Raw genomic sequence first — 25,958 nt, forward strand, 5'->3', positions numbered from 1 at the left:
GGAATCAGTAGCATTCGACTCCCATGAGAGAGTGGGTATTCTTCAGCGCGGACTCTACGGAAATTGTTTCGATTTTGATCACCTGTTCTTTCGTAGGTTGGATCACGAACTATATTGCCGTCCAGATGATATTCTTTCCTATGGAATTTAAGGGATGGGGAATTCTTGGCTGGCAGGGCGTTATTCCACGGCATTCCAAAAAAATGAGCGGATTGATTGCCGAGGTGCTCACGGACAAGCTAGTTCGTCCCGAGGAATTATATAAAAAAATAGATCCCGCCTTTATTAGCGAATCGATCCGAGACAGGATCGGAGAAAAATCGGAATCCATCGTAAAAGACATCATCGTCGCAGAGAACCCCGACCTATGGTCTATGCTTCCAGCGAGGGCCAAGGATGTTTTACAAAGGGAGATTGCGGAGGAGATTCCGACTAAGATCCGAGAGATTTACGAGGCATTCGGAGAGGATTTGGAATCCGTCTTGGATGTTAAGAATTTGATCCAGGAATCCTTATCCGGAAGGAATGCGAACATTCTTTCTGAGATTTTTCGCAGATGTGGGGGCCCCGAATTCCGATTCATAGTTCGATCGGGGATCTACTTCGGATTCCTGATCGGTTGCATTCAAATTTCCTTATTAACTTATTTAAATCGTTGGTGGACTATGCCTCTTATGGGGGTGTTCGTAGGTTACGTTACGAATTGGCTTGCTATTCTGATGATCTTTTCTCCTTTGCAACCCAAGAGGTTCCTATTCTTCCGATACCAAGGGCTTTTTTTGAAAAGGCAAAAGGACGTTTCGAAGGAATTCGCATCCGTGGTTTCTTCCCGCATCTTGAATCCCGACAATTTGATAAGAATCATCTTCCTTGAAAAAGGCGGAGATCTCATCGTTTCCGAACTTTTAGCTAAATCTAGGGAGTTATTGGATCGAAAATTAAAGGAAAAGGTTCCTTATGCACCTTTGATACTGGGTTCTCAAAAGCTTGAGGAAGTAAAGAATAGGATTTGCGACTCTATCTTGGAATTGGTTCCGGAAGCGGCGGATAAAATGAAAGGCTATATAGAAGAGAGATTGGAGATCGAGAGGGTAGTATTCGAAAAATTGAGCGTATTGCCGGCGGAAGAATTCGAGAATCTTCTTCATTCCGTTTTCAAAGAAGACGAGACGACTCTAATTTTACTCGGCGCGTTGTTAGGTGGGATTGCCGGTGCGATCCAGGCCTATCTGGTCTTTTTCTTATAAAAGATTTAGGTACAGTGAGTTATTAGGGGATACGCATAAAGGTCTAGTTACGAGAAAAGTAGACGATATATCAAAATGATAAGCGAATTTTATCTCCCATTTTAGCTATTACTCTTAGGGTCCAAAATCGAAATGGTATTTGTATGAGAAAGAATCTTCCTGTTACTGGCCGAGAAATTCAATTCGGCGATTCCGCAGTTATTATCTCGAGAACGGATGCAAAAGGTAGAATTACTTATGTGTCCAAAGATTTCGCGGAAATAAGCGGCTATAGCGAAGAAGAGATGATGGGGGAACCCCATAATATAGTTCGTCATCCGGACGTACCGCCGGTCGTATTCAAGGATCTGTGGGATACGATTCAGAGCGGTCGCCCTTGGAACGGTGTTGTAAAGAATCGCGCGAAAAGCGGGGACCATTATTGGGTCGACGCTACCGTAACTCCGGTTTTGGAAAACGGGATCATAACCGGCTATATGTCAGTTCGCAAAAAAGCGGCTCGCAAACATATAGAAACGGCGGAGAAATTATTCTCTTCGTTAAACGGAAAAATGCAGATAGGATTCTATATATCTTCGCTAGCCAAAGCTGTGGCCGCTAAGATTGGGTTCTTTCAACTCGCGCTCTTACATTTGGCTTTTATCTTATTGCCGCTCGGCTTTTTGATTTTGAAATTCTTTTCCATCGATCCGGTTCTTGCGACCGCTTGCCTAATTTTCGTTTCGATAGGTACCGCTTTTCTTTTGAGCTCTCTCATTTCTCAAAGAAGAAGGACACAGGAAGTCACCGAGATAGTAAGAAATGTGGTAAACGGAAATTTTATATTGGATATTCCGAGAACGGAAGGTGTGGACGATCTGGATAAGATTTACTCTAATTTCAGATGTCTTACTATCAGTCTCTGGGGCCTTCTTGTGCAGATGAAGGAAAACTTCTCCCGAAACTTGAGGCTTTATGAGGAGCTTTTCAAATCAGTGAACACATTCCAGACGGGTTCGCAAAAACAGGCCACGTCGGTAGAAGAGACCGCGGCCGCTTCTCATGAATTATCTCGAACGATCGACGAGATCGTTCTTACGATCAGCGAACAGACAAGAAGCTTATCTAATGTGACTAATAGTATCGGAGCGATAGATTCTTCCTTATCCGAGACTTCGATTTCCATGGACGACTTGGAATCTCAGGCCGGCAACGTGGCGGGTAAAGCTTCCGAGGCCGAGAGAACCTTTAACGATGCGATTCGATCCATGGAGGAAATTCGTTCATTCTCTAATCAGATCAATAAGATCGTAGGAATCATTACTAGCATATCCGATCGCACCAATATGCTTGCCTTAAACGCTTCCATAGAATCCGCAAGAGCCGGTGAGGCCGGTAAAGGTTTCTCGGTAGTCGCCGATGAGATTTCGAAATTGGCGGAACAGACCAAGCAAAGCATCAAAGATATAGTTCAATTGGTGAAGAACACTTCCGATTCCGTGGAAGCCGGAGCTGTGAAAGTGAATCAATCGGTGGACCTTTTCAAGAATCTGCAGGACTATATCGAAAAAGTTCATAGTTCTTCCTTTAAAGTGAAGAATCTACTTTCCGAGCAATCCAAGAAATTAGGAGAGATTCGCTCCAACTCGAATCAGGTTTTGGAACTGGGAAAAATGATGACCAATTCTTCGGAAATGCAAAAGGTCGCCGCTAACGAAATTTCAGATTCTATGAGCTTGATATCCAAAAGCGCCGAAGAAATCGCATTGGCCTCGGATACGATTAAGATCTCGGTAGAAGATACCCTCGATCATTCCCAGAAATTTGGAGGAATTCTAAGCCATTTTAAAACCGGATCCTAATTCGGATTCCGGAATAAAAATCCGAACTCGAATTTTTTATCCGGGCATTTCTTAGAAGAAGTTCCTTCCGAAAATGCCGATATATATTTAAGAATGGAGAACCGCTTTCTTCGTCTTGCTTTACTGCTCGCCATCGTCGTTACCTTACTTTCGTATTGGAATCACGGATGGGTGTCTTATTTAAAGGATTTTGTCGTATTAATACATGAGGCCGGTCATGCGATCGCCACTCTGATTTCCGGCGGGTCGGTGCAAACGATAGAGCTCCAAGACGGCGAAGCAGGGCAAACGATCGCATCCCCTATTTCAGGAAAGAGCCCTTTCGTATTCGTGGTCTCCGCCGGTTATTTGGGTTCCTGTTTAGTGGGCGGATTTTTGATCAATCGGGGTTTCAAAGGCAATCTAGTAAGGCCCACTCTTCTTCTTTTGGGCGGTGCGGTTTTACTTCTTACTTTTAAGTACACTTCCCCTGGCGGTCTTGCACAACGTACCGGCTTATTATGGGGAGCCTTTCTTGTGATCGCTTCCTTTTTACCTTTCGGATGGGACCGTTTAATCACGGTCTTTTTAGGAACAAGCGTAAGCTTATATAGTCTTTACGATCTCTTGGATTTCACGGATAATATACAAAATACGGATGCTGGAATTCTTGCGCATTGGGCTACCGGAACTGTGCCTGGAGGGGCGGTTCCCAAATCAGTGGTCTTTCTGGGATATTTGATTGCTCTCCTTTGGTCCTTTTTTAGCGTATCCATCGTATTCTTTTCATTGAAGCGCGCGGTCGTTCCGGTCTCGTCGACTCAATCCGTGTCCGACGATTTCTCTCATGATCTCGGCCTGAACGAAGGGAGTTCCGAATCCCCCTTTCCCGGAGAAGTAACTCCGGAAGTATTGGAGTGGTTCTTGAGTAGAGGTTTGGATTTAAACGGCAAACCGCTTTCCGCAGAATTTACGAATTTAGAGAATAAAGATGGGTAATAGAGTATTAGTCACCGGGGGCGCTGGATTCATCGGTTCGCACCTATGCGAAAGATTGATCCAAGAAGGAAATGAAGTCATCTGTGTGGATAATTTTCATACGGGACGAAAAGAGAATATTCAAAAGCTTTTAAACAACCCTCGCTTCGAACTGATTCGCCACGATATCACCGAACCGATCCGTTTGGAAGTGGATCAGGTTTATAATTTCGCCTGTCCCGCAAGCCCTGTTCATTACCAATCCAACGCGATTAAGACGATTAAGACCAACGTTCTTGGAACCACTAATATGCTCGGACTCGCAAAAAGAGTAAAGGCGAGAATCCTACAGGCGTCCACCAGCGAAGTTTACGGGAACCCGTTGGAACACCCACAAAAGGAAACGTACTGGGGAAATGTAAATCCTATCGGTATCCGTAGTTGTTACGACGAAGGAAAAAGAGTCGCAGAGACTCTGTGCTTCGATTACCACCGAAATCATAAAGTGGATATCCGAGTCATTCGGATCTTCAACACATACGGGCCTAGAATGTTACCGGACGACGGACGAGTCGTAAGTAATTTCGTAGTCCAGGCTTTGGCAGGAAAAGATATCACGGTCTACGGAGACGGATCCCAAACCAGATCATTCTGCTATGTGGACGATCTCGTGGACGGAATCATCCGAATGATGAACACCCAAGACTTTAGCGGGCCTGTTAACTTAGGAAACGACGGGGAGTTCACCGTGAAGGAGTTAGCGGAGTTAGTTTTAAAAGAGACCGGCTCTTCTTCTAAAATCGTCTATAAGACTCTACCTCAGGACGATCCTTCTCGTAGAAAGCCGGACCTGACACTGGCTCGCCAGAAATTGGGCTACGAGCCTAAGGTTCCTTTATTGGAAGGAATCCGGAAAACGGTCGAATACTTCAAAAATCACTTGGATTAATCGTTCGCCGAGAAAATCTGGACCTACTTTTCCCATAATAGGGGATCGAACCGAAAAATAAGTTTCGAGTAGGCATATGAACATCGGAGTATTAAAAGAAGCTAAGGAAGAGACTAGGGTAGCAGTAACTCCCGACGTTGTAGACGCTCTTAAAAAGATCGGAGCTTCCGTTACCGTTGAGAAAGGAGCCGGAGAAGGTTCCTACTTTTCCGACGAAGATTATAAAAAGGCTGGAGCAAGCATCGCTGCCCGAGCCGATGTTCTTAAAAAATCGGATATTCTCGTAAGTATTCATTTAGCGGACGGCGCATCTCTTTCTAAAATCAAGAAAGGCGCAATCTATTTGGGAATGTTCCAACCGGCCAGCAACGCTTCTGTTGTAAAAAAGTTCGCCGGTCAAAAATCCACTTTAGTGAGCTTGGATGCAATCGCTCGTATCACAAGAGCTCAGTCTATGGACGTTCTCTCTTCTCAGGCAACCGTATCCGGTTATAAAGCGGTCCTCTTGGCTGCCACTCACTTGACTCGCTTCTTCCCGATGTTGACTACCGCGGCCGGGACCATTACCCCCGCATCCGTTCTAATCATCGGAGCCGGTGTGGCTGGATTGCAAGCGATTGCGAGTTCCAGAAGGTTAGGAGCCGTCGTAGACGTATTCGATACTCGCCCCGAAGTGAAAGAGCAGGTTCAATCTTTAGGCGCTAAGTTCGTGGAAGTCGAAGGTGCAACCCACTCCGCTGCTGCAGGCGGTTACGCTGTAGAACAAACCGAAGAATACAAAAAACGCCAACAGGAAGCGATCGAAAAATTCGCGGCAAAGGCGGATGTGATCATTACTACCGCTTTGATTCCGGGCAGAAAAGCTCCGATCATCATCACTAAAAAGATCGTGGATAAGATGAAATCCGGATCCGTAGTCGTGGACCTGGCTTCTTCCAACGGAGGAAACTGCGAGTATACCCAACATGGAAAGACCGTCCTTACTAAAAACGGAGTCTCCGTGATCGGACACTTGAATCTTCCGGGATCTCTCCCTTCCGATGCGTCCAGAATGTTCGCTAAAAACGTATTAAACTTTCTTAAACTTCTTATTAAGGATAAGAAAGTGAATCTGGATCTGAACGACGAAATCATCTCCTCGACTACTATTGCCCACGATGGAGAAATTCGTCACAAACTGACTCTGGATGCGTTAGGCTCCAAAGATGGTGGGAAAAAGCCAGCTTCCAAGAAGAAGGCCTAAGCCCCCGAAACAAGCCCCTATTACCCAGCCTCCTAAAATGTCGCTGGGGAAATGATGCAGGGATAGAAGTCTACCTATCCCTGCCATCACACTCACCAATAAGAACCATTCCGGAAAACCGAATAAGAATACCAGTATCAGCGAAGCCGTCATCGAATTGGAGGCGTGCGCCGAAGGAAAGGAGTGTTTCATGTCGGGATTCCCGTCCACTTTCCCGGCAACGGTGACTAGAGGTCTTTTTCTAGAGATCTTCTTTTTTAAGAATAGTACGAATCTATCGTTCGCGTATGCAACGATTCCGGCATAAGGGATCACAATCCACCAAGGATAAGGTAAGAGCCCATTCTTTGCGGCATAAGCCAAATAAGGGATGATAAGAAGAAGCATCATTTCTCCCCGATTGATTCGGGAAAGGATGCGGTTTAGAATCGGACCGTGGATATTTTTGCGTATGAAAGTGGCTACCGCATAATCCGCGCGCTTCAAGAATGAAAGTTTATCCAATTGATTTTATCCGAATAGGGATTTTCGCAGAACGGAAACGAGTTCGTTTCTGGAGACGAGGGATTGTTCTCCGGACACGAGATCCTTGAGTTGAACTTTGTTTTCGGCGGATTCCGATTCTCCTAAAAATATCACGAAACGGTAACCTTTTTTTTCCGCAGTCTGGATCTGTTTTCCTAGTTTCGCCGCCTCTAACATGGTCTCCGCTCCGATCCCTGCCGCCCTTAGCTCGTCCGCAAGTTTTAGTACTTCCGTAAACAAGGACTCGTCCAGAATCGGAACCAATACGGCTTTTTTCTGTTTTAGGTCCGGAATTAAGCCGTGTCCTTCCAGGAAGTTTTTGAAGGTTACATCCCCTAATCCGAAACCGATCCCGGAAAGTTGATCGTTGGAGAATAGTCCGATCAAGTTATCGTATCTTCCTCCGCCGTATAAGGACCTTCTATTTTCCGGATTGGTATCGAAAACTTCGAAGATAGATCCGGTATAATAATCGAACCCTCTGATGATCGAAGGATCGAATTGGATCTGATCCTGGATTCCCAAAGATGCCAGGTCGGAGAATAGTTTTCGTAAGAAAGAAAGAGAATCCGGATCGATGCCTTGGATTTTTTCCACGGTTTCCAGATTACTCTCTAAGTATTCGTATATCAAAGGAAGTTGGGAATCCGGTTTGGAGAGCAAAGGAAGAATTTCCCGCTCGAATTCCTGTTTGTTGATTTTAGCTCTCTTATCCAAGACCTTCGAAACAGCTTGGATTTTTTGCGGAGGGAGGCCGAGGGATTTTCCAAGAAACGAATCCAAAATCCCTCTATGCGAGACCTTGATCTGATAACTTCCCTTGGGAGCTCCGAATTTTTTCAGAATGGAGTCCGCTATCAGGAGAATTTCGACTTCTGCTCGATAAGAATTCACTCCGAATAGATCCACGTTGAGCTGCCAATGCTCTCTGAGACGTCCTTTACCGGGTTGCTCGTATCTCCAGAGATTAGGAATGGAAAACCAACGGATGGGCTTGGCCAGGTTGCGAACTTGACCGGCTACCATTCTTGCGAGAGTGGGAGTCATCTCGGGACGGATGGCCACGTGCCTTTCTCCCTTATCTACGAAATCGTAAAGTTGTCTCTGTACGATTTCCTCTCCGCTCTTGGCTTGGTATAATTCGAAGGATTCCAGGATGGGGCCGTCGTATTCCTGGTATCCGAAGGACTGAACAACCTCGCGCATCACGGAAAACATCCATGAGCGCAGGGCCATTTCGTCGGGATAAAAGTCTCTAGTCCCCTTGTAAGGGGTTGTAGGTAAAAAGGATTTCTGTTTTTCCAAGCCTGTTAGACGCTCTTAATGAAGCTTAAATTCTTCTTTAATAGAGTCATATTCGCCTTGGCATCGTTGGAGCCAACTATTTCTGCACCGACCAGGTAAATTTCCCCGATTTGAGAAATATGTCGGATTTTGAATGCGAATCGCAACGGGGCTTGCATCTTGAAAGTCAGGTCCGCCGTAAAAAACGGTTTATGCAAAAAGGATTCCACCAACTGGGATTCTGTGACTTCGAGTAGTATGCCGCCTTCGGAAGCATTCACTACGTTTTGTCGAACGTCCAAATCTAGCGTGTTGGAATCTTCTATCCTTTCGTTGAAAATATCCTCGAGTTCCTTGAACTTTTTAAGAATTTCCGGATCGAGTTGCTTGTCTTTGGTTTCCGCATAACCTAATGCTAAAAGTTTTGGGCCGAGAGGATCCCGATAGTAGATCGGATAGACTGCAAAAGCTTGGATTTTTCCCAATCTGTAAGCCTTCATGCGATCTTCCAAAAGCAATTCCTCGTCGAGTTCTTTCCGAAGATCCATCAGATCGAACCCAGGCGCTTCTTCTTTGGAGAGGGATTCGAGAGTGATCGCATCTTTTACGAAAATGGCTTTTCCGGATCTCTTGGATAATTCCTGCTCCGGATTCAATTCTTTGCCTGTAGGAAAAACGAGCCTTGAAAAAGGATAATCGGCGAGAATATTGCGATGCAAATCCGTGAGAAGGATTTGCCCGGAGGTCCCGAGTACCTTCGTGGAGTCCTGATCTTTTTTCAAAGTATGAAAACGGTGTGCGACTACTTTGCCTGCTAATCCTTCCACTCTCGGCAGAATTCTTCCGTCCTTAGCAATACGAATATATTCGGGAACACAGATTACGACTCCGTCGTCATGATTGACGGACTGGACTCTGAATCCGATCTCCATATGTTTGCTAAGGGTCTTGTATACCGTGATTTCCCCTTCTTCGTTCACGTATTCCGGATCGATTCTGAGATGAATCTTACCGTCCGAAGCCGTTTGAAGAATCTGTAATTCCTGCTTCAGGGGATTCTCTTTAAGAAAGAGTCCATTGTTGTGTACGTACTCCTTCAGAATATACTCTATCTTTTGAGGGTCGCGGATCGTGTCCCAAACCCTTGGCGATTGTAGGAAGGATTTATATTCGACTTCCATTTAGACTCCTTATAACTTCCGGAAATCGACCCTCCTGTTTTTCGCCCTTCCTTCTTCGGTGGCGTTATCCTCTTCGGGTCGTGAATACCAATACGCTCTAACTTTCAATCGAGCGGACTGGATTCCTTTACTCTGAATATATTCGTAAACTTTCCGAGCTCTGTTCCCGCTTAAGCGAGTGTTATATTCTTTGGAGGCAATATTGTCGGTATGGCCCCCGATCTCTATTTTATCGGACGGATTCTTTTTCAGATACTCCACAATGCGATCGAGTTGTTGACGATGAGATTCCGTAACGTCGGTCTTATTGAATTCGAAATAGAGTTTTGTACCTAGAACAACCGGCACGTCCGATTCTTTTCTCAAAGAAATCGAAATTGTGGAACCCGGTTTCATATCTTTCCTGATTATGTTCACACTTTCGGAAATATATTTCTCCGCTTTTGCAAAAAGTTCGAAGTCCGTATCTGGCACTATAGAGATATGGAAATTTTTTGACGAACTGTCGAATTTGAGAATTTCTCCCTGTCTATTTTTAGGTGTAAACATTGTAACGCTCGCTCCATCGATCGGAGCTTTTGTGAGCGCGTCGATCACTACCACATTCAAACCCTTTCCTTGGGTATCGATTCCGCTCGTGATTTTCCCCTTCTCCTCATCCTTAATGGGCAGAAGCACATAAGTCTTATAGATCTTCTTATTGCGTTCTACGTTGCCTCGCAGATCCAGTTTGTCTTCCGTAGGATAAAATCCCGGAGAAGAAATTTCCACTCTATACACCCGGCCCGTCTTCAGAACCGTTTTGAAGTTACTTGGATTTCCTTTGGAAAGGTCCCCTCCGATTCTGCGAGAAGTGATCGTGCGGGGAGGACTGACTCCGTCGAAGATCTTAATGGTGGCATCGAGTCCGATCATCGTGGATTCCGAACCGTCGAGTACCAATCCTTCGAATGATACGTCGTAAGAATTTCTCAAGCCTTCCGGAACCTGGAAGCGATAGATATCGTACTGACCTTGCCCGCCCATACGATTGGAGGAGATATACGCCCAAACTCCTTCCTGATCGAAGGAAATTCCTTCTGTGTCTATTCCTTCCGCTGGATCCAGATTGAAAGGATGAGGAAGTTTTTCTAAGCTTCCCGTTTCCGGAACAGGGTGATCCAATTTGTTTTTGCTGGAAGTGAGTTTGTCTTCGGGATCTTCCGTATCCGCTTCGGCGGGAAGATTTAAGAAAACTCTGAATATGGAGAACTTCTTTCTTTCATTTTCCCGGTTCGTAGAGAAGTAAAGTTGCTCTCCGTCGGGATGGATATAGGGAAGAATTTCACTGGCCTTGGAATTCACTTCGGCACCTAGGTTGATCGGATTCGACCAGGCTCCCGTGGAAAGATTACGATAACTCACCCAAAGATCGTATTCTCCGAAACCACCCGGGCGGTCCGAAGCGAATACTAGATATTTTCCGTCCGGAGAAATTGCCGGCATCTTCTCGTTGAAATTGGAATTGATTTCGGGGACCGGAACCGGATCTTTCCAGAGCTTAGTTTTTTCGTCCCGACTCGTATAATATATATTTAAAGCGTCCAGTCCGGCTCGGTTGGATTTCTCGTTTTTAACGGAAGTGAAAAATATCTCTTTCGGGCTTCCGACTTCGTCGAATCGAATCGAGACTCCGCCGTCGAATTTATCGGTATTGAACAGTTCGGCCTTCTTTTCTCCGGCAGGAAGTTCCTTCTTATTCTTTTCCCAAATACCTTGGTTGAGATTTACCGGCTTTCTCCAATCCGCTTCTCCATCCCTCTTCTTGTAATTCGCGTTTTCCGAGAGCCAGAGATCCATTTCTCCTTCTCCTCCCGGTCGATTGGATTGGAATACTATATACTTTCCGTCGGGACTAATGACTGGATTGTACTCGTCGTTCTGAGTATTCAGAGGAGATCCGAAGTTCCTTTCTAAGAGCGGAGGAATAGGCTGCGAAGAAATCTTTGCAGGGGAAAGGTAAGAAAGCAGGAGCGCGGAAAGAAGGAGAATGATACCTTTGGAATTCATATGATAGCGTTTGAGTCTGCGGGAAAAAAGCATGAGCGCTCCTTGTCTCGGAGAAAATCCTGGATTTTCCTTCATTTGAATTTAGTATCGGAAACTAAGCCCTAAGTATCAAGATGGAAACTCGCGGAGAAACGACAGTTCAACGGGGAAACGGCAAAGGAATCCTACCGCCTAGACCCGCATTATTCGGTGTTTTGAACATAACTACCGACTCTTTTTCGGATGGGGGAAAATACCTGGATTCCGGGCTTGCCTTGGATAAAGCCAGATCTCTTATAGTTGAAGGAGCTGACGTGATCGACATAGGAGCCCAGTCCTCGAATACGGCTGCGGGGCTCGTGGATCCGGACCTGGAGTGGGCAAGAATGGAGACTCTAATCCGAGCGCTCAAAAAAGAAGGAATCCCTATCTCTATCGATAGCTTCAAGCCTTCCGTGATTCGTAGAGCCTTGGACTCCGGCGTGGATTATATCAATCATATCAAAGGTTTTACCGATCCGGAGAGTCTGGAACTCGTTCGAAGAGCTTCCGATAAATCCGTAAAATTCATCGCGATGTACTCCCAAGATCACGGAGATAAGGCCAATGAAAATTCTCCCCTAACTCCTGAAACTGTTATCGAAAAAGTTTTGGAATTCTTCCGAGAACGTCGGCAGGCCTTTGCAGAATACGGTATTTCAGGAGATCGTTTGATCTTGGATCCTGGAATGGGCTTTTTTTTGAGTCCGGATTATAGAGTAAGCTTCAGCGTAATTTCTTCGATCAAGGACGTCTTGAACGAGTTTCCGAATCTGATGGTTTCCGTTACTAAGAAATCTTTTTTAGGAAACGGACTAGGAGGTCTTTCGGTAGAAGAGAGAGAAATTCCGACTGCGGTTTCGGAGTTATTTCTTTGGCTGCAAGGCGTTCCGTTTCTTCGGACTCATTCTCCTAGCTCCTTTTTAAAAGCAATGCGCACCTGGGAATTATCCAACGGAAAATATTAATGTCCCCAAAAAATTCGATCCATCGCTTCTTTTCCTTCGGGGGTTGTCGTGGGAAAGAATTCCTCTTCGGGAATCTGAAGACCTTTGGTTTGCAATCTCTTAAAGTAGGGAAGAAGAGCCGAGACATCTCCCTTCGGAGATTTGGCAAGAAGAGCATTCTTCCATAATTCCAAAAATACGATGGATTCTCTTTCGGATTCGGGAGCTTTTTCGATCCAGGTGAGAGCTTCCGCATATCTTCTTTTCTCGAAGTATGCGTGGGCCATATAATATTCCAATTCCGGGATTCTCTCTCCGGTGGCACTCAGACTATTTCCGAAAACTAGAACGTCGTCCCATTTTTCCAGAATGTGTGCGATACGAAGCATAAGGCCTCGCCCGTTCTTATGATAAGGACTCTGCTGTAGGATTTTTTCCAGATAGAAATAGCTCTTGGGCCAATCCTGTTTGGAAAAGAAATATTCCGCCAATCCTTCCCAAGCTCCCAATTCCTGGCCGGGAATGGAGGATAGCGCGTCTCGAAAAATGACTAGTTCTTCTTCGCGATCCGTTTCTAGGAGAAGGTTCTCGAACTTTTTCCTTTCTACGGGAGATACCTGCTTTAAGTAGGAGCTCAGGAATTTCTTGGCTTCCGATATATCATCTACTAAATAATATAATCTTAATAGATTCAGAGAAGGGACGGGGTTGCTCGGTAGGAGCTTTTGGGACTCCAGAAATTCGGTCTCCGCGTCGTCGAGTAACGAGTTGCGGAGAAATAGGATTCCAAGATTATTCCTGTCCGGACCAAGGATCGCCTTTCCTCGATGGGATTTTGCCTGCCAAGGACTAGTTACTTCTTCCACTTTTTCGCGGGTGTATTCGTTGGCGGGTAAGAATAAGAATTGGGTATCTTGCTCTAAGATCTCGTTGTTTCGGACCGGATACAAACAGGTTAGAGCCAATCCCAAGAATAGGATCGGACTAAGACGCTTCGGAGCTAGGATTTTCTTGTAGGTCTTTTTGAGCATAGAGGAGATACTTTAAAGCGCGCTCCGTATCTCCATGAAACAAATACATGAGAGAAAGATCAAGCGCGTCCTGAGCCTCCGGTGCTTCGAAGTCCTGAGGGTTTTCCTTGGATAAGGTGAGTTTGTTTTTGAATTCGTCCAGTTTCTTGCGGGTCAGGACTTCCAGATTATTGAAGAATTCCTTCTCCTCCGGTTTGGGACTTTTTTTAGCGGCTTGGATGGAATCCGAAAATTGCACGAAGCCTTGGGCGCTACTCGTTACTTTCTTGAGAGTCTCGAAAGATTGTTTATAGTTTCCGAGTTTAACATGGATCTCCGTAGCTAGGATTTCCATGCGAGGGTCGTTGGGATTCAACTGTAGAGAGGTATTTGCCGCGGCTAAAGCTTGTTCCCATTTTTCCGTATCGAAGTAAATGGTAGCCAAGGCGGAATAAGCGGTCTTATTCTTCGGATCTATCTTGATCGCGTTTCTGAGATACAACTCCGATTTATCGGGCTTCTCCAACTGCTTATAGCAATAAGCCAAGAGAAGATGTGAGTTCAGATATTTCTTATTTAGTTCTAGGGAACTTTTCAGGGCCTTCACAGCAGCATCTAAATTCTGGAGCCTGTATAACTCCACGCCTAAGTTATAATACAATTCCGTGGTTTTGCCTAACTCAAGGGCCTTTTGGTAGGTCTTGATCGCCTTTTCCGAATCTCCGATCCGGGAATACAGTGCGCCCAAGTTCAGGTAGGCTTTCTGGAATTTCGGATTCATCCCGAGGATATCCGTATAGACCTTGGCCGCCTGAGAGGCCTTTCCCTCTTTTTCGAATTTCAGGGCTTCGTTAAATTTACGTTTGATCTCGGCCTCGGACATATATCCGGAATATCGACGAAATTCCTGTGAAAAACAACCTGAAAAAAACTTCAGGGAAAATTACAAATCCGCCGAAAATATATAGGAGAGAGATAGAGGTCTAAAATGAAACAGATAGCTGCTATTTTCGCACTTACAACCATCGCAGCATGCGCCTCCACCGAGACTCGTAGGAGTATCAGCGCATCCGGTGACCCGTCGGAAATTTTCTTCGAAAAGGAAATCGCACCGATGGACCAGGAATCCAAAAGGGATTTGATTTTAGCTAAGAATTCCTCCAGCCAAAGGGGTCTAGACGATCTTTTGGCTGATAATAAACCGGTTAAGGCTACTACCCCTTCCCGCCAGCAAGGCGGATCGACGGGAGAATTCGACGAAGTAGGATATTCTTCTTGGTACGGGCCGAAATTTCACGGTAAGCCTACCGCTAGCGGAGAAATTTTCGATAAAACGAAACTGACCGCAGCTCATCCTAGCCTTCCTTTGGGGTCAGTGGTTCGAGTTAAGAATCTAGAGAATGATAAGGAAGTTCTGGTTAAAGTTAACGATAGAGGACCTTTCGTGAAGGATAGAATTATCGATCTTTCCGAGAAGGCCGCCGAATCGCTGGAATTCAAGGATGTAGGAATCGCGAGAGTCGGTTTGATCGTAGTTAGCAAAGGCGGAGCCGGAGCGGAATCCGAGGACATGGAAGCTCTGGACGACGAAGACGCATTATTAAAAGAGAATAAACCTGAAAAACTAACTCCGAAAAAAGTCGTGGCCACTCCCGCTCCTTTAGTGAAGGGAGCACCTAAAGGGCAAACGGTTCAGGTCGGAGTCTTTCGCAATAGTCGTTTGGCGGAGGATTATAGAAAGAATCTTTCGGCGGAATACGGAGAGAAAGTGTATCTATTCGAGAGAGATGGGATGTTCGTTTTACAAATGGGCGATTTTACGGATCGGGCCAAAGCGGATATTCTAAAATCCAAACTGAAAGAGGACGGAGTAGACTGTTTTATTCCGAAGAAATAGTTTCGTTTAGGATCTCGCTCTAAGAAAAAAGCCTCCGAATCGGAGGCTTTTTATTTTAGCGGAAGAATTCGGAATTAATCCCTATGGGCCCTGCAACCTTTCATACTCATTCTACTGTCGCAAAAGGTCTTGGATAACTGGACGTAAGCCGGAGTGCAAGTACCTACTCCTTGTCCGCAGCCTGGATCGACGGCCAACATTAATGTGAAACACTCGTCATACTTTTTCAAATCGTCCGCGCAAAGATCCTCGTGATTTACTAATATTCCGCAATTAGAAAAAAGGACGAAGCTAAGCAGTATGCTTACGGACACTGACGTTATCTTTTTAAATTTCATAGACCCTCTAATACACTAACTATGTGTTTAAATAGTAGCCCAATTACTAGGAATCTAGGTCAGAATGTCAAAAAAATTACCGACTCGAAGTCGGTTGGGGACGGATTAAATTCCGTCTCCGTGGATGAATTGATTTAGTTCCTCTTCCTTTTTGCGATCCGGAATCGGCGCCTTTCCGTGCTTCTCCTTGGAATATAACTCGTTCACTTCCTTTTGGAGAGTTTCGATTTTCTCGACTAGGATAGAGAATACGCGGGTGACAGGATCCGGCAATTCTCCGTGATCCAACATACGTTCTCCTTCCTCTCCGAAATCCACTCTGGATCTTACTACTTTTCCCGGTACACCCACTACGGTGCAATCCGGAGGGACATCTCGAAGTACGACGGAGCCGGCTCCGATTCGAACGTTATGCTCGATTGTGATATTTCCCAGAATTTTAGCTCCGGCGCCCACCACTACATTCTCCTTTAGGGTTGGATGGCGTTTTCCGGATTCCTTTCCGGTTCCGCCAAGAGTAACTCCTTGTAGGATGAGACATCCTTTTCCGATCTCGGCTGTTTCGCCGATTACGACTCCGTGGCCGTGATCGATAAAAATTCCGGATGCAATTTTAGCGCCCGGGTGGATATCTACTCCGGTTAGGAATCGGGCGAAGGTATTTATAAGGCGAGGAACTAAGGGGACCTTGCATTTATACAGAAAATGCGCTACCGAATGGAACCATAGGGCGTGAAGACCCGGATAACATAAAACGACTTCGATATAGGATTTGGCCGCTGGGTCGTTCTTTCGGATCGCCTTTATATTCTCGAACAAGTTGTTATCCCGATTTCCGTTCTATTTCTTTTGGAAGAATGATCGTCTGATGAATAGACTCTGGAAAATCGGTTTCCTATGTAAAGGAGGAATCGTTTTGCAGGGGAACCGAATGAAAATCGCTGAAAAAGCGGGGACTTTCCTTTGAACAGACCGAGGTACGGCCTCCATCTATCTTTATTCGTTCTCACATTTCTCACCTTAACCTTTCAGGGAGATCTTCTTTCTCTTCCTGGTAAGCGTTGGGAGGAGATGATGCGAATTCTACTCATCCAGTGGCCTTACTCAGTGTCCTTGCTTTTGATTCTTCTTTGCCACGAGATGGGACATTACACTGCCGCTAGATATTACGGTATTCGGGCGACTCTTCCATTTTTCATTCCTATGCCGATGTCGCCGGTAGGGACAATGGGCGCGGTGATTAAAATATTGGAGCCGATTCGAAATAAGATCCAACTTTTCGATATAGGCATCTGGGGTCCCGCTATGAGTCTTTTCTTATCCCTTCCCTGTCTATGGATCGGTTTGCATTTTTCCACACTGGAATCGATCTCCGACCAAATGGCTCAACTCGCTGCGGATTCCGATCGTGCAGGACTACGACTCGGCAACAGTTTACTAGTGTATTGGTCCTCTCAGAAAATACTAGGCCCTTTCGATTCGGCATTATATACGGTGGATTATCATCCTCTTGCGTTCGCCGGTTGGGTAGGACTTCTTGTGACCGCATTGAACCTTCTTCCCTTCGGACAATTGGACGGGGGTCATATAATTTACTCTTTGGCGGGCGAGAGATATAGAAAGTGGATTTATTATCTATTTTCCCTGTTTCTATTGCTTTCGATTTGGAATTATTCGTGGATCTTTTGGGGATTGATCATCTATTATTTTATTCGAGTGGAACATCCCTACGTCCCGGACAGTCCGATTCCGATGGATAAATACCGCAAATATTTCGGTTGGGCGATGTTGCTATCCTTAGTGTTTATCTTTCCGATTTCCCCTTTCGAAGTGGTTACGAATTCCGGAGTGCAATCTAGCTTGGGAGAGGATATCTGGAATACAATAAAAAGCTTATTTGATATATGAAAACGAATCGAGTCTTACTTTCTATTCCCTTAATTTTATTATTCTTCCTTTTTCCCATCCATTCTCAAGAAGAAGGAGATGTGGATATCCAACTTACGGAGAATCCTTACGGTCTTTCCTACGATGGAACGAATTTCTGGTTCGCAGATAGCAAGCGTAGGGCGATCATCAAAGTGGACCCTACCGGCAGACAGGAAGCGTATAACTTGGGAATCCCTTTCATTGCCGGATTGAATTTCGATTCGAGAGAAGGTAGAGTCTTCGTAGCTACTAAGAGAATGGTCCTTAAGATAGAACCGAATACTGGAGGTGTGACGGAGCGCATTGCGGTCCCGATTGATAAAATCGGAGGTATTGCCAATTACCAAAATTATCTCTATATTCTGGATGCGGATAGCGGAAAGATCACCATCTACGATAAGGGAACCCAAACATTTCTAGGAGGCTTTCCCACCGATAGAGCGGAACCGAAAGATATTTGCTTTGCCCGGGATAGTCTTTGGGTAACCGATTCTTCCGACGGAAACGTTTATAGATACGATCCCACCAACGGAAAGATCACGGGTTCCGTCCGGGCACCTTCCAAGGATATTCGAGGCATTGCCATTCTAGGAAGTAGAATTTACGTAGTGGATAGAACGAGTCGTGAAGTGAAAAAAATCTCCTTCGTCGAGACCGATCGCTTTCTTTCTTCCGGAGAAGCGACTTATCTGATCAACGTGAAATTGAAGTATTCTTTGGACGATCCCACTCTAGTAGGCGGAACCTTGGGTTTACTTCCTCCTCCGACAACGGAACACCAAAGAATCCGGAATATGAAGACCAAAGATCCTAAGTTTAAAGGAGATAGCGTTTTAGGGGTTCGAGCTCTATCTAAAAAATTGGGTATAGACGATCCTAAAGGATCCCAGTCTTTAGAATATCATTTCGAGGCAAGAACTACTAACGTTCGTTATTATGTGATCGACGATTTTTTAAAGAAGAAGGAAGAGATTCCGACGGACTTGGCTCCTTTTACCAAAAATAAGGTCACTGTAAAGGATAAGGCCGCCAGTTATTTCATCGATAAGATCTTCGATGCGAGGCTATTCCGATCCGATTGGGACGGATTGAAAAAGTCTCTTTCGGATTCCGGCATTCCGATCCGACCTGTAAAAACGATTTCCTTCGCTAATCCTGCTAGTCCTGCTTTCAAGGATACATTGGACATTTACATACCTGGTTTCGGGTGGGTGCCGATTTCTACCATTCGACCCGAAAAAATAGAATCCTCCCGTTCTTATCAAAAAGGGGAGGATGTAGTGGATCTATTCAGGAGCGAAGGTTGGAGCGGCTTACCTTCTCCTCTTTTGTACAAAGCCAAGGATTCCGACTTTTGGAAACCGATTCCCGCGGAGATAGAAATTTCCATTCTTCCCAAGGGAACGGACCTTTCCTCTAACTGAACGATTCCGATTTTTGTAGGAAGAGTTTTTTATACGCCACGTAACCTAGCGTGACGGATCTTCCGAGCATATAGGTCGCGAGCGAAAACCAGAGTAGATGATTGTCGGCTTCTTTCTTTCCCCAAAGAGCAAATGGCAGGAAGAATATTAGAGAACTGACGAACATCGAGTTTCTGAGAATTCTGCCTTCGGACAGTCCCAGAAAAAAACCATCGAGAATAAATGCCACCGAACCGAAGACAAGAATCGGCACTAGCCATAGGCTGTATTCTTTCGCGATTCTTACCACTTCGCGAGTCTTACTGATCCAGCCGAAGGTTTGGTCTGGAAAAATTAGAACTACAAAAGAGAATAGGAATGCTATGGATAGTCCGCTCCAGATTCCTAATTTCAAAATTCTCCATAATCCGTTTCGATCCCGGCTTCCTTTTAAATTTCCCGAAATCGTTTCGGTCGCTAACGCGGCTCCGTCTATCCAAAATGCTCCTACTAAAATGAATTCATGGAGAATCGCATTTGCCGCCAGAGTATAAGAGCCGAGGCCCGAGCTGAAATTTCGAAAAATACTGAATGTCGAAATCAGTAATACTGTTCGGATCATGATATCGGAATTTAAAGATAGAAGAGAACGAAATCCCTTTAGATCGAATACCCCTTCCGATCGAAAAGCGCGGAGTATCCCATCTTTTTCCTTTAGTAGGAAGAGTAAAAAGAAAAGTAGCATTAGATACTGGCTGATGGTCGTTGCGAGTCCGGCTCCTTCCGATTTCCATCCCAAATGAAGAATGAACCAGATATTTAAGAGAAAATTGGAGACGTTTGCGACTGCAGTCGCGATGAGAGCGATAACGCTCTGGGATTTTCCCAGAAACCAACCTGTAAGAACGAAGTTGCACATGACCGCCGGAGTACTATAGATTCTTGCATCGAAATATTCCAAGCCCGCGCTCTTCACATCCGCTTCTCCCTCTAAAAAAAGAAAACCGAAATCGCGGATCTGATTTTTGAATACCAAAATGATTGCCCCGATGATGAGAGATAGAGCTCCTGATTTCAAAAGAAGGCGCCCCGATTCTATTTTATTTTCTCCGCCTTCGGACTGGGCGGTGAGGCCTGTCGTACTCATCCTAAGAAAGGAGAAGGCCCAGAAGAGATAGTAAAATAGAATATTGGAGAGAGCGACTCCTGCCATGAAAGTATGAGTCTCCAATTGTCCCAATATGGCGGTATCGGCAAGGCCGGTTAAAGGAACGGTAAGATTTGTAAGAATATTATAGAAAGTAAGTCGGAAGAATTTTTGATCCAAGAACGAATTAAGATCCTTTTTCTTCCAGCTTCTGGAAGACGTTACAAGCGGTAAGATCGCCGGTGATATTCACTGTCGTTCTGCACATATCCAATATTCTATCCACGCCCAAAATGATTCCGATTCCTTCCGTCGGAACGCCCGCACCCGAGAGAATAGAAGCTAGAATTACGATCCCCAAACCGGGAGTACTAGGTGTTCCTATAGACGCCACGACTGTGGCGACTAGAATGAATAGAATTTTTGCAACGGTAAGTTCTATGCCGTAGACTTGGGAGAGAAAGATCGTAGCGACCGCTTGATAGAGAGCCGTTCCGTCCATATTGATCGTAGCGCCTAGGGGGAGAATGAATTCGGCGATCTTTCGAGGCACTTTCATCTTCTCAATTCCGGTCTTTAAGCTGAAGGGCAGAACTGCGGCGGAACTGGAAGTTGAGAAAGCCAAAAGCATCACCTCTCCTGCTTGTTTAAAAAACCAGAAAGGACTCTTGCGCGCAAAAAAGATGAGAATCAGGGAATACATGAGAAGAACTAAAGCAAGTCCTCCTAAGACGGTCAGGAAATAGACCCCTAGACTTAAGAGAACCTTGATGCCTATCTTTGCCGTAATTTGAGCGATCAATCCGAAGACCGCATAAGGAGCCAATTGCATCGCCCAATCTACAAAAATCATACTAGTCCGAAATATTGCGTTAATGACCGGTAAAACATGTTGGGAGCTTTCCTTCTCGATGGATAATAGCGCTATTCCGACTAGCAGAGCGAGAAGAACGACCCCGAGCATGTCTCCGTTCGCGAAAGTCTGGAAAGGATTTCTGGGAAGAACGGAAAGTAGTAGATCCGGAAATTTATCTAGGCTAATAGGCTCCGAATTCGCCGGGATTTTGGAGGATGGGGCAGCCGGAATTCCGGCAGTGTCCACGAAGCTTCCCGGTTGGATTAGGGTTCCGATACCGATACCGATGCCTACGGCAAGAAAGGTAGTCATAACGAAGTAGCCGAAGACTCTTAGGCCGAAACTTTTGAGATTTTCTAATGTTTCTCCCGCATGTATCCCGAGTAAAATCGAACAAAACACCAGTGGGATCATGATAATCTGAAGTAGAATAAGGAAAAAATGCCCGGGGAGACCCAACCAGGAGGTTAAGGCTTTGGAGAATTCGGCTGAGACGAACTGATTTTCGGGACTCAGATAGAGCCCGGTCAAGAATCCGCCGAATAACCCGATAAGGACTCGTAGCCACAGTTTTTCCTTTAACATCCGTTTGAGACGGAAACTCAAAGACTTCATCGGTTCTTCAGTCGGCATGCATGACAGAATAGGAGGCTTGTTCTTATTTTTCTATTGATTTTTCCCTTTTCAAAATGATAGTGAAGGCTTCAGCCGTTTTTTCGCCTCTTTCGGGAATTGGATTTCTTCGGAAGGCAAATCAAAAATAAAGACTCGGCTTTGCGTCGGTTTTCGATGACCGGAATTCGAACCGACTACGGGAGTTTATGGGGTTTAATCCGCTGTCTTGGGACCAGGTCCTTTTTAACTACTATTCTTTCGGAAGTTTATTGGTCACGTTGACCACCCTTTTCCTCGGCGTTTTCTTTTTAACGCTCCGAAACAAAACGATCGCCACCACTTATCTAGGAATCGGATTCATTTTCCTTACCGTTTTCGAGACCGGATATTTTCTAGCGGCGATTCTTTATCATCCTTGGGCGGCTTATCATAGATGGCTAACGGGCGGTTTTATTCTTCCCGCACTTGCCAGCTATACCCAATTCCTACTTCGCTTTCCGGGAAACAGCAACCAGAGAATCGCTAAATGGGTTCTGATCGCAGAATACTCCGTCTGGGGAATTTCCGTAGCCTTATTCATTTATCTTACCGGTATTTCGGAAAAGATTTATCACTTTACTGCCCATCACTGGGACTTTAACGCTTACGATGCGAGTCGTTATCTGGCGATCGTGATCGTTCTATTCTCCTTAGTGGGATTTATCATTATTCCTGCTTGGCGAGTCATCGTTACCAAGGACAAGAGAAGAATCGCGCTTTTAATGTTCACTATCGGATTCTTGATCGCCGCGATTTATCCGAATATCTCCAACTTCCTGAGTCGCGACGGGGTGATGGAACGTTCCACTTATATCACTTCCAATACGATCTTCTTCCTGACCGCATTTTCGTTCTTGGTGATCGCCTTCATCAATAATAGCGCGGAACGGACTACTTTTATGGTTAAGATCGTGGGTATTACGCTATTCACGATTTGTTTGATCGTTCAGGCCTTGGTTTATATATCCAGCCAAGAAAAGGACGCAGAATACGATAGTTTACGTTTAGTGAATATAGAAAGAGTGACCGAAAACGGGGTCAAATCCGCGGACATAGAATATATTCTGAAATGGGACGATAACAAGGATAGCATGGACTTGTCGGGTTACGATTCCAAATTGGATTTGGACCTGAAGCAATCCGAAACTGACTTACAGAACGTAGCGATTTACGAAGAAATTCGGAATTTGGACGATCAGAATTTCAAACCTTCTTTGGATTCCCTTCTTTCTAAAAGCCATTCTTATTTTGGCGGTTACAAGAGAGTGATTAAGGATTTGGTTTCCTCCAATTCTCAACTTTCTTCTGCGGAACTCAAGGCTCTGATCGTATCCAATGCGGAAGTATGGAATAAGAATGCCTTCGTGACCACGAATAAATTAGAGGGTCTATCCGAGGGATCGTTCTGCAAAGACGGGCGGAATCTGATCAAATCGTTGGGCTCCGCTGAGAACGCGTTTAAAGAGGAGATATTCTCTCATTGGTCCGAAGATTGTCTCTGGGACGGAAAGAAGCTGGAATACAGGCCTCTTAAATCCGAAATTCTACGTTACTTTAGATATTTTAAGCCGAGCGAGACCCGCCACTATCGTAGGAGTAATGACGGATTGGGCCATTATGTGGCTTTCATGAAATTCGATCCTAAAAAGTCGGAACTGAGCGAAGTAGGCTTCTCCTATAGAGTGTATCGCGAATTCATGCACCCAACGGCGGTGAAGCAAACCATCATCTTGCTCTCCGTGCTATTCGTAGTATTGGCGTTATTCCCCTTATTCTTCAAAAACAGTCTCGTCGATCCTTTGAATAGCTTACTCTCCGGTGTGGAGAAAGTGAATAAAGGAGATCTGGACGTTGTGGTTCCCGTAAAGGTTCGGGACGAAATCGGATTCTTAGCGGACTCCTTCAATGCCATGGTTTCCTCCATCAAACAGGCAAGAAGGGAATTGCAGGATTATGCGGAAAACCTGGAAGAGAAAGTCAGGGAAAGAACCCGAGAAGTCCAGGAAAAGATGGAAGAGGTGCAAAGACTCAAAGTCCAGCAGGACGGTGACTACTTCCTTACTTCCTTACTTGCGAAGCCATTATTCTATAACGCGAATAAATCCAAGTTGGTATCCACCGATTTCATCATTCGTCAGAAGAAGCAATTCGAGTTTAGAGGAAAGCACTCCGACCTGGGCGGAGATATCTGCGTCACAGGAAATCTTAGATTGGGACGTCCCGATTCCTTCAAACGCTATACGGTATCCATGAACGGGGATGCTATGGGAAAATCCATGCAGGGCGCCGGTGGAGCCTTGGTGATGGGAGTCGTTATGAACTCCATTCTGGCCCGCTCCGCGGCGAATAATCGCATCTTGGAAGCCACACCGGAGCAATGGCTAGCCGAGGTTTACAACGAAATCCATGCGGTATTCAAATCCTTTAACGGATCCATGGTGATCTCCGCAGCCTTGTATTTGGTCGAAGACGAGACCGGAAAAGTCTGGTATTTCAATGCGGAACATCCTTATTCCGTTCTCTATCGGGACGGCAAGGCTAGTTTTATAGAAGACGGATTGACTCTCCGAAAATTGGGATTGGATTCCGAATTCGAATTTAAGGTAAGAAGTTTCCAACTGAAGAAGGGAGACGTGCTGATCCTGGGATCGGACGGTCGGGACGACGTGGATCTGACTCCCGAGGAAACCATTCGAACGATCAACGAGGACGAGATGCTTTTCCTTCGCCATGTGGAACATGCAAAGGCCAATTTGGAAGATATCGAAATCGAAATCCGCAAAACCGGAGAACTTACGGACGACCTTTCCTTATTGAAGATAGAATTCCAGGGCGAACCTAAAAAAGACGAAATCGAAGATATTTTCGACGATTCCGATCATATAGACAAGGCGCTCAATACGGATTCAGTCTACGAAGAAGCGCGAAAAATGTATAAGACCGGTAGATTAGAAGAGGCTCTCGAGTTACTCAAGACCGGTTATTTGCATGATAGTGCCAATCAGAAATTGAACAAATTATTGGGTCTCTTAAGCTTTAAAGGAAAGGATTATTCTACCGCTGTAGAGGTTCTGAATAATTATCTCAGCTCGGATCCCGATCTACACGAGTACTGGTTCTATCTGTCCATTGCAAATAAGAAAATGGGCAAATACGACCAAGCCTTATCGGCAAGTCTGAAACTTTTGGAAGCGGACCCCAATAATATGTCCAACCTGGTCAATCTTTCCGATATCTATCGATTGATGGAGATGTACGATCGTGCGGAGGAGTATGCCCGTAAGATCCTACAAGAGGACCCCGGGAATGAGAACGCTCATAAATTGATCCGACTGATAGAGAGAGACCGTTGATCGGTCTCTCTTTCCGGAGAGAGGTTTTTTTTCGGATCGGATTCAGTCTTCTGGTCCTAACGTCTACCCTATCCTTATCCGCTCAAAATCGCTCAAAAACTTCTAAGACCGCAGAGTCCGAATTCAATCTTCGCTTAAGGGGAGGGGATGTCCGGATCGTTATTCGGAACGAAACGGAAAATCCGGATTGGAATCGTTACGCATTTGAAAAAACGAAAGGACTAATCGATTCTTATGAGTCGTATCTGGGCTTTCCTTTTCACCAAGCTACCCTGCCGATTTACCGTTCTTTACCGGATTCGGAGAAAAATAAAATCCGTTTAGTTCTAAAAGAAGCCGTATTCTTAAACGGAACCAGGGCCGGAGGATATAATAACGTTTCTGGAGACCTGGGAAAGGATATCGGAATATTCATGGAGGCAGGTCTGGTTCCCCAAGGATATCCCGCGTTATTATTGCACGAGCTAGGACACTATTACTTTACGGAACCGACATGGTTAAGCGAAGGAATAGTATCCTTTCTTCCCTACCTATTGGCTAAGAAAGGAACTCTAAGACTGGATTCCGAAGAATTGCTGTCGGTTCGGGAAGAATGGTCCTTGGAGGAAAAACTACCCAAAAAAGATCCTCCTTTGAGCCAAGACTTTCATCTTACTGACGCTTCTTTGGGGCCTTGGTACTATTCCAAGTGCGTCCGAACACAGTTCATTCTATACAAAGAACTAGGACCCGAAGGATATAAGAATTTCTTGAAGCAAGTTGCTGCTTCTTCCTCTCTCACCACTCAATCCGTTCTTCAATTACTGGGAAATATACAAAGAAAAGACTGGGCAAGGATATTGCAAGGTTGGGTGTTTCCCGGGCCGTATGCGGTTTATTCCGCCAATTCGTTTACCAAACCCCAAGATATCGAAAAATTATAATTTCTTTCCCGATCCGAAAGCTTCGATTTTAGGAATTTGGAGAAGAATACTTAATATCGCATCCGTTATGAATAGGCTTTGCAGAGCGAATTTCGTTTTTAGTTTGATTAGAATCGTTCCTGGATCAATATAATCCATTTATAAGAGGGGTTTTGGCGATTTAGGACGGTTTTCCTGTATAGGATTTATAACCAGACTTAAGTTAAA

General features: G+C 45.1%; 22 protein-coding genes. 11 read left to right on the plus strand and 11 right to left on the minus strand.

Annotation, left to right across the window (positions count from 1 at the left end; all coding sequences use genetic code 11):
* Positions 1–23 precede the first annotated feature (23 nt).
* The 5 genes from LEP1GSC061_RS15360 (at position 24) to LEP1GSC061_RS15380 (ending at position 6,237) form a co-directional block, all read left to right on the plus strand.
* Positions 24–1,247, plus strand: a complete 1,224-nt coding sequence (locus tag LEP1GSC061_RS15360) for a DUF445 domain-containing protein (protein WP_016546108.1) — start codon at positions 24–26, stop codon at positions 1,245–1,247.
* Between the two features lie 143 nt (positions 1,248–1,390).
* Complete coding sequence (locus LEP1GSC061_RS15365; protein WP_016546788.1) at positions 1,391–3,088, plus strand: methyl-accepting chemotaxis protein; 1,698 nt, start codon at positions 1,391–1,393, stop codon at positions 3,086–3,088.
* Between the two features lie 93 nt (positions 3,089–3,181).
* Positions 3,182–4,066, plus strand: coding sequence for a M50 family metallopeptidase (locus LEP1GSC061_RS15370; protein ID WP_016545992.1), 885 nt, complete (start codon positions 3,182–3,184; stop codon positions 4,064–4,066).
* Positions 4,059–4,994, plus strand: a complete 936-nt coding sequence (locus LEP1GSC061_RS15375; RefSeq protein ID WP_016546722.1) for a UDP-glucuronic acid decarboxylase family protein — start codon at positions 4,059–4,061, stop codon at positions 4,992–4,994. Before LEP1GSC061_RS15370 ends, LEP1GSC061_RS15375 begins: the two co-directional genes overlap by 8 nt.
* Positions 4,995–5,070: 76 nt before the next feature.
* Positions 5,071–6,237: a Re/Si-specific NAD(P)(+) transhydrogenase subunit alpha gene (locus tag LEP1GSC061_RS15380; protein ID WP_016546584.1), complete on the plus strand. Its 1,167-nt coding sequence runs from the start codon at positions 5,071–5,073 to the stop codon at positions 6,235–6,237.
* Here LEP1GSC061_RS15380 and LEP1GSC061_RS15385 read toward each other — a convergent pair.
* The 4 genes from LEP1GSC061_RS15385 to LEP1GSC061_RS15400 are packed head-to-tail and all read right to left on the minus strand — an operon-like array spanning position 6,187 to position 11,276.
* Complete coding sequence (locus tag LEP1GSC061_RS15385; RefSeq protein ID WP_232218487.1) at positions 6,187–6,741, minus strand: phosphatase PAP2 family protein; 555 nt, start codon at positions 6,739–6,741, stop codon at positions 6,187–6,189. The two genes, LEP1GSC061_RS15380 and LEP1GSC061_RS15385, sit on opposite strands and share 51 nt — an antisense overlap.
* A 6-nt stretch (positions 6,742–6,747) precedes the next feature.
* Complete coding sequence (gene hisS / locus LEP1GSC061_RS15390) at positions 6,748–8,067, minus strand: histidine--tRNA ligase (protein ID WP_040508963.1); 1,320 nt, start codon at positions 8,065–8,067, stop codon at positions 6,748–6,750.
* A gap of 5 nt (positions 8,068–8,072) precedes the next feature.
* Entirely contained in the window at positions 8,073–9,227 is a 1,155-nt protein-coding gene (locus LEP1GSC061_RS15395) for a DUF1577 domain-containing protein (RefSeq protein WP_016546561.1), read from the minus strand.
* 9 nt (positions 9,228–9,236) lie between these two features.
* The gene (locus LEP1GSC061_RS15400) at positions 9,237–11,276 is read right to left on the minus strand and encodes an OmpA family protein (protein WP_052006567.1); all 2,040 of its coding nucleotides are present in this window, start codon (positions 11,274–11,276) and stop codon (positions 9,237–9,239) included.
* 113 nt (positions 11,277–11,389) lie between these two features.
* On the opposite strand from LEP1GSC061_RS15400, the gene folP reads away from it, so the two are divergent.
* Positions 11,390–12,262: a dihydropteroate synthase gene (folP, locus tag LEP1GSC061_RS15405; RefSeq protein WP_016546009.1), complete on the plus strand. Its 873-nt coding sequence runs from the start codon at positions 11,390–11,392 to the stop codon at positions 12,260–12,262.
* On the opposite strand, the gene LEP1GSC061_RS15410 is transcribed toward folP, so the two are convergent.
* Complete coding sequence (locus LEP1GSC061_RS15410; RefSeq protein ID WP_016546824.1) at positions 12,259–13,272, minus strand: tetratricopeptide repeat protein; 1,014 nt, start codon at positions 13,270–13,272, stop codon at positions 12,259–12,261. The two genes, folP and LEP1GSC061_RS15410, sit on opposite strands and share 4 nt — an antisense overlap.
* Positions 13,226–14,134: a tetratricopeptide repeat protein gene (locus LEP1GSC061_RS15415; RefSeq protein ID WP_016546505.1), complete on the minus strand. Its 909-nt coding sequence runs from the start codon at positions 14,132–14,134 to the stop codon at positions 13,226–13,228. The genes LEP1GSC061_RS15410 and LEP1GSC061_RS15415 overlap by 47 nt, the downstream gene beginning before the upstream one ends.
* Positions 14,135–14,239: 105 nt before the next feature.
* Between LEP1GSC061_RS15415 and mpl36 the strand changes: the two genes are divergently transcribed.
* Positions 14,240–15,148: an RlpA family plasminogen-binding lipoprotein MPL36 gene (mpl36, locus tag LEP1GSC061_RS15420; RefSeq protein WP_016546641.1), complete on the plus strand. Its 909-nt coding sequence runs from the start codon at positions 14,240–14,242 to the stop codon at positions 15,146–15,148.
* Between the two features lie 74 nt (positions 15,149–15,222).
* Here the strand turns inward: mpl36 and LEP1GSC061_RS21240 are convergent, their stop codons facing one another.
* Together LEP1GSC061_RS21240 and cysE are read right to left on the minus strand one after the other, a co-directional pair.
* A complete protein-coding gene (locus LEP1GSC061_RS21240; RefSeq protein ID WP_084680522.1) occupies positions 15,223–15,486 on the minus strand; it encodes a hypothetical protein in 264 nt (87 codons plus the stop codon).
* A 105-nt stretch (positions 15,487–15,591) separates the two neighbouring features.
* Complete coding sequence (gene cysE, locus LEP1GSC061_RS15425; RefSeq protein WP_016546664.1) at positions 15,592–16,305, minus strand: serine O-acetyltransferase; 714 nt, start codon at positions 16,303–16,305, stop codon at positions 15,592–15,594.
* 144 nt (positions 16,306–16,449) lie between these two features.
* On the opposite strand from cysE, the gene LEP1GSC061_RS15430 reads away from it, so the two are divergent.
* Entirely contained in the window at positions 16,450–17,394 is a 945-nt protein-coding gene (locus LEP1GSC061_RS15430) for a site-2 protease family protein (RefSeq protein ID WP_016546000.1), read from the plus strand.
* The gene (locus tag LEP1GSC061_RS15435) at positions 17,391–18,839 is read left to right on the plus strand and encodes a Vgb family protein (RefSeq protein WP_016546426.1); all 1,449 of its coding nucleotides are present in this window, start codon (positions 17,391–17,393) and stop codon (positions 18,837–18,839) included. Before LEP1GSC061_RS15430 ends, LEP1GSC061_RS15435 begins: the two co-directional genes overlap by 4 nt.
* Here LEP1GSC061_RS15435 and LEP1GSC061_RS15440 read toward each other — a convergent pair.
* Both LEP1GSC061_RS15440 and LEP1GSC061_RS15445 read right to left on the minus strand, forming a co-directional pair.
* Positions 18,832–20,145, minus strand: coding sequence for an MATE family efflux transporter (locus LEP1GSC061_RS15440; protein WP_016546265.1), 1,314 nt, complete (start codon positions 20,143–20,145; stop codon positions 18,832–18,834). The genes LEP1GSC061_RS15435 and LEP1GSC061_RS15440 overlap by 8 nt on opposite strands.
* A gap of 7 nt (positions 20,146–20,152) precedes the next feature.
* On the minus strand, positions 20,153–21,454 hold the full coding sequence (locus tag LEP1GSC061_RS15445) for a dicarboxylate/amino acid:cation symporter (protein ID WP_040508966.1): 1,302 nt from the start codon (positions 21,452–21,454) through the stop codon (positions 20,153–20,155).
* Between the two features lie 188 nt (positions 21,455–21,642).
* Between LEP1GSC061_RS15445 and LEP1GSC061_RS15450 the strand changes: the two genes are divergently transcribed.
* Both LEP1GSC061_RS15450 and LEP1GSC061_RS15455 read left to right on the plus strand, forming a co-directional pair.
* A complete protein-coding gene (locus tag LEP1GSC061_RS15450; RefSeq protein ID WP_040508968.1) occupies positions 21,643–24,828 on the plus strand; it encodes a SpoIIE family protein phosphatase in 3,186 nt (1,061 codons plus the stop codon).
* Complete coding sequence (locus LEP1GSC061_RS15455; RefSeq protein WP_016546016.1) at positions 24,825–25,751, plus strand: hypothetical protein; 927 nt, start codon at positions 24,825–24,827, stop codon at positions 25,749–25,751. Before LEP1GSC061_RS15450 ends, LEP1GSC061_RS15455 begins: the two co-directional genes overlap by 4 nt.
* On the opposite strand, the gene LEP1GSC061_RS21535 is transcribed toward LEP1GSC061_RS15455, so the two are convergent.
* Positions 25,746–25,889: a hypothetical protein gene (locus LEP1GSC061_RS21535; protein WP_156844570.1), complete on the minus strand. Its 144-nt coding sequence runs from the start codon at positions 25,887–25,889 to the stop codon at positions 25,746–25,748. The genes LEP1GSC061_RS15455 and LEP1GSC061_RS21535 overlap by 6 nt on opposite strands.
* Between the last annotated feature and the right edge of the window lie 69 nt (positions 25,890–25,958).

Origin of the sequence: Leptospira wolffii serovar Khorat str. Khorat-H2 (assembly GCF_000306115.2) — a bacterium.
Lineage (GTDB): Bacteria > Spirochaetota > Leptospiria > Leptospirales > Leptospiraceae > Leptospira_B > Leptospira_B wolffii.

Bases quoted from the DNA above. Each gene is read 5' to 3' on its own strand.
- LEP1GSC061_RS15360 (WP_016546108.1), top strand. From the start codon at position 24: ATGAGAGAGTGGGTATTCTTCAGCGCGGACTCTACGGAAATTGTTTCG.
- LEP1GSC061_RS15365 (WP_016546788.1), top strand. From the start codon at position 1,391: ATGAGAAAGAATCTTCCTGTTACTGGCCGAGAAATTCAATTCGGCGAT.
- LEP1GSC061_RS15370 (WP_016545992.1), top strand. From the start codon at position 3,182: ATGGAGAACCGCTTTCTTCGTCTTGCTTTACTGCTCGCCATCGTCGTT.
- LEP1GSC061_RS15375 (WP_016546722.1), top strand. From the start codon at position 4,059: ATGGGTAATAGAGTATTAGTCACCGGGGGCGCTGGATTCATCGGTTCG.
- LEP1GSC061_RS15380 (WP_016546584.1), top strand. From the start codon at position 5,071: ATGAACATCGGAGTATTAAAAGAAGCTAAGGAAGAGACTAGGGTAGCA.
- LEP1GSC061_RS15395 (WP_016546561.1), bottom strand. From the start codon at position 9,227: ATGGAAGTCGAATATAAATCCTTCCTACAATCGCCAAGGGTTTGGGAC.
- LEP1GSC061_RS15400 (WP_052006567.1), bottom strand. From the start codon at position 11,276: ATGAATTCCAAAGGTATCATTCTCCTTCTTTCCGCGCTCCTGCTTTCT.
- folP (WP_016546009.1), top strand. From the start codon at position 11,390: ATGGAAACTCGCGGAGAAACGACAGTTCAACGGGGAAACGGCAAAGGA.
- LEP1GSC061_RS15410 (WP_016546824.1), bottom strand. From the start codon at position 13,272: ATGCTCAAAAAGACCTACAAGAAAATCCTAGCTCCGAAGCGTCTTAGT.
- LEP1GSC061_RS15415 (WP_016546505.1), bottom strand. From the start codon at position 14,134: ATGTCCGAGGCCGAGATCAAACGTAAATTTAACGAAGCCCTGAAATTC.
- mpl36 (WP_016546641.1), top strand. From the start codon at position 14,240: ATGAAACAGATAGCTGCTATTTTCGCACTTACAACCATCGCAGCATGC.
- LEP1GSC061_RS21240 (WP_084680522.1), bottom strand. From the start codon at position 15,486: ATGAAATTTAAAAAGATAACGTCAGTGTCCGTAAGCATACTGCTTAGC.
- LEP1GSC061_RS15435 (WP_016546426.1), top strand. From the start codon at position 17,391: ATGAAAACGAATCGAGTCTTACTTTCTATTCCCTTAATTTTATTATTC.
- LEP1GSC061_RS15445 (WP_040508966.1), bottom strand. From the start codon at position 21,454: ATGCCGACTGAAGAACCGATGAAGTCTTTGAGTTTCCGTCTCAAACGG.
- LEP1GSC061_RS15450 (WP_040508968.1), top strand. From the start codon at position 21,643: ATGGGGTTTAATCCGCTGTCTTGGGACCAGGTCCTTTTTAACTACTAT.
- LEP1GSC061_RS21535 (WP_156844570.1), bottom strand. From the start codon at position 25,889: ATGGATTATATTGATCCAGGAACGATTCTAATCAAACTAAAAACGAAA.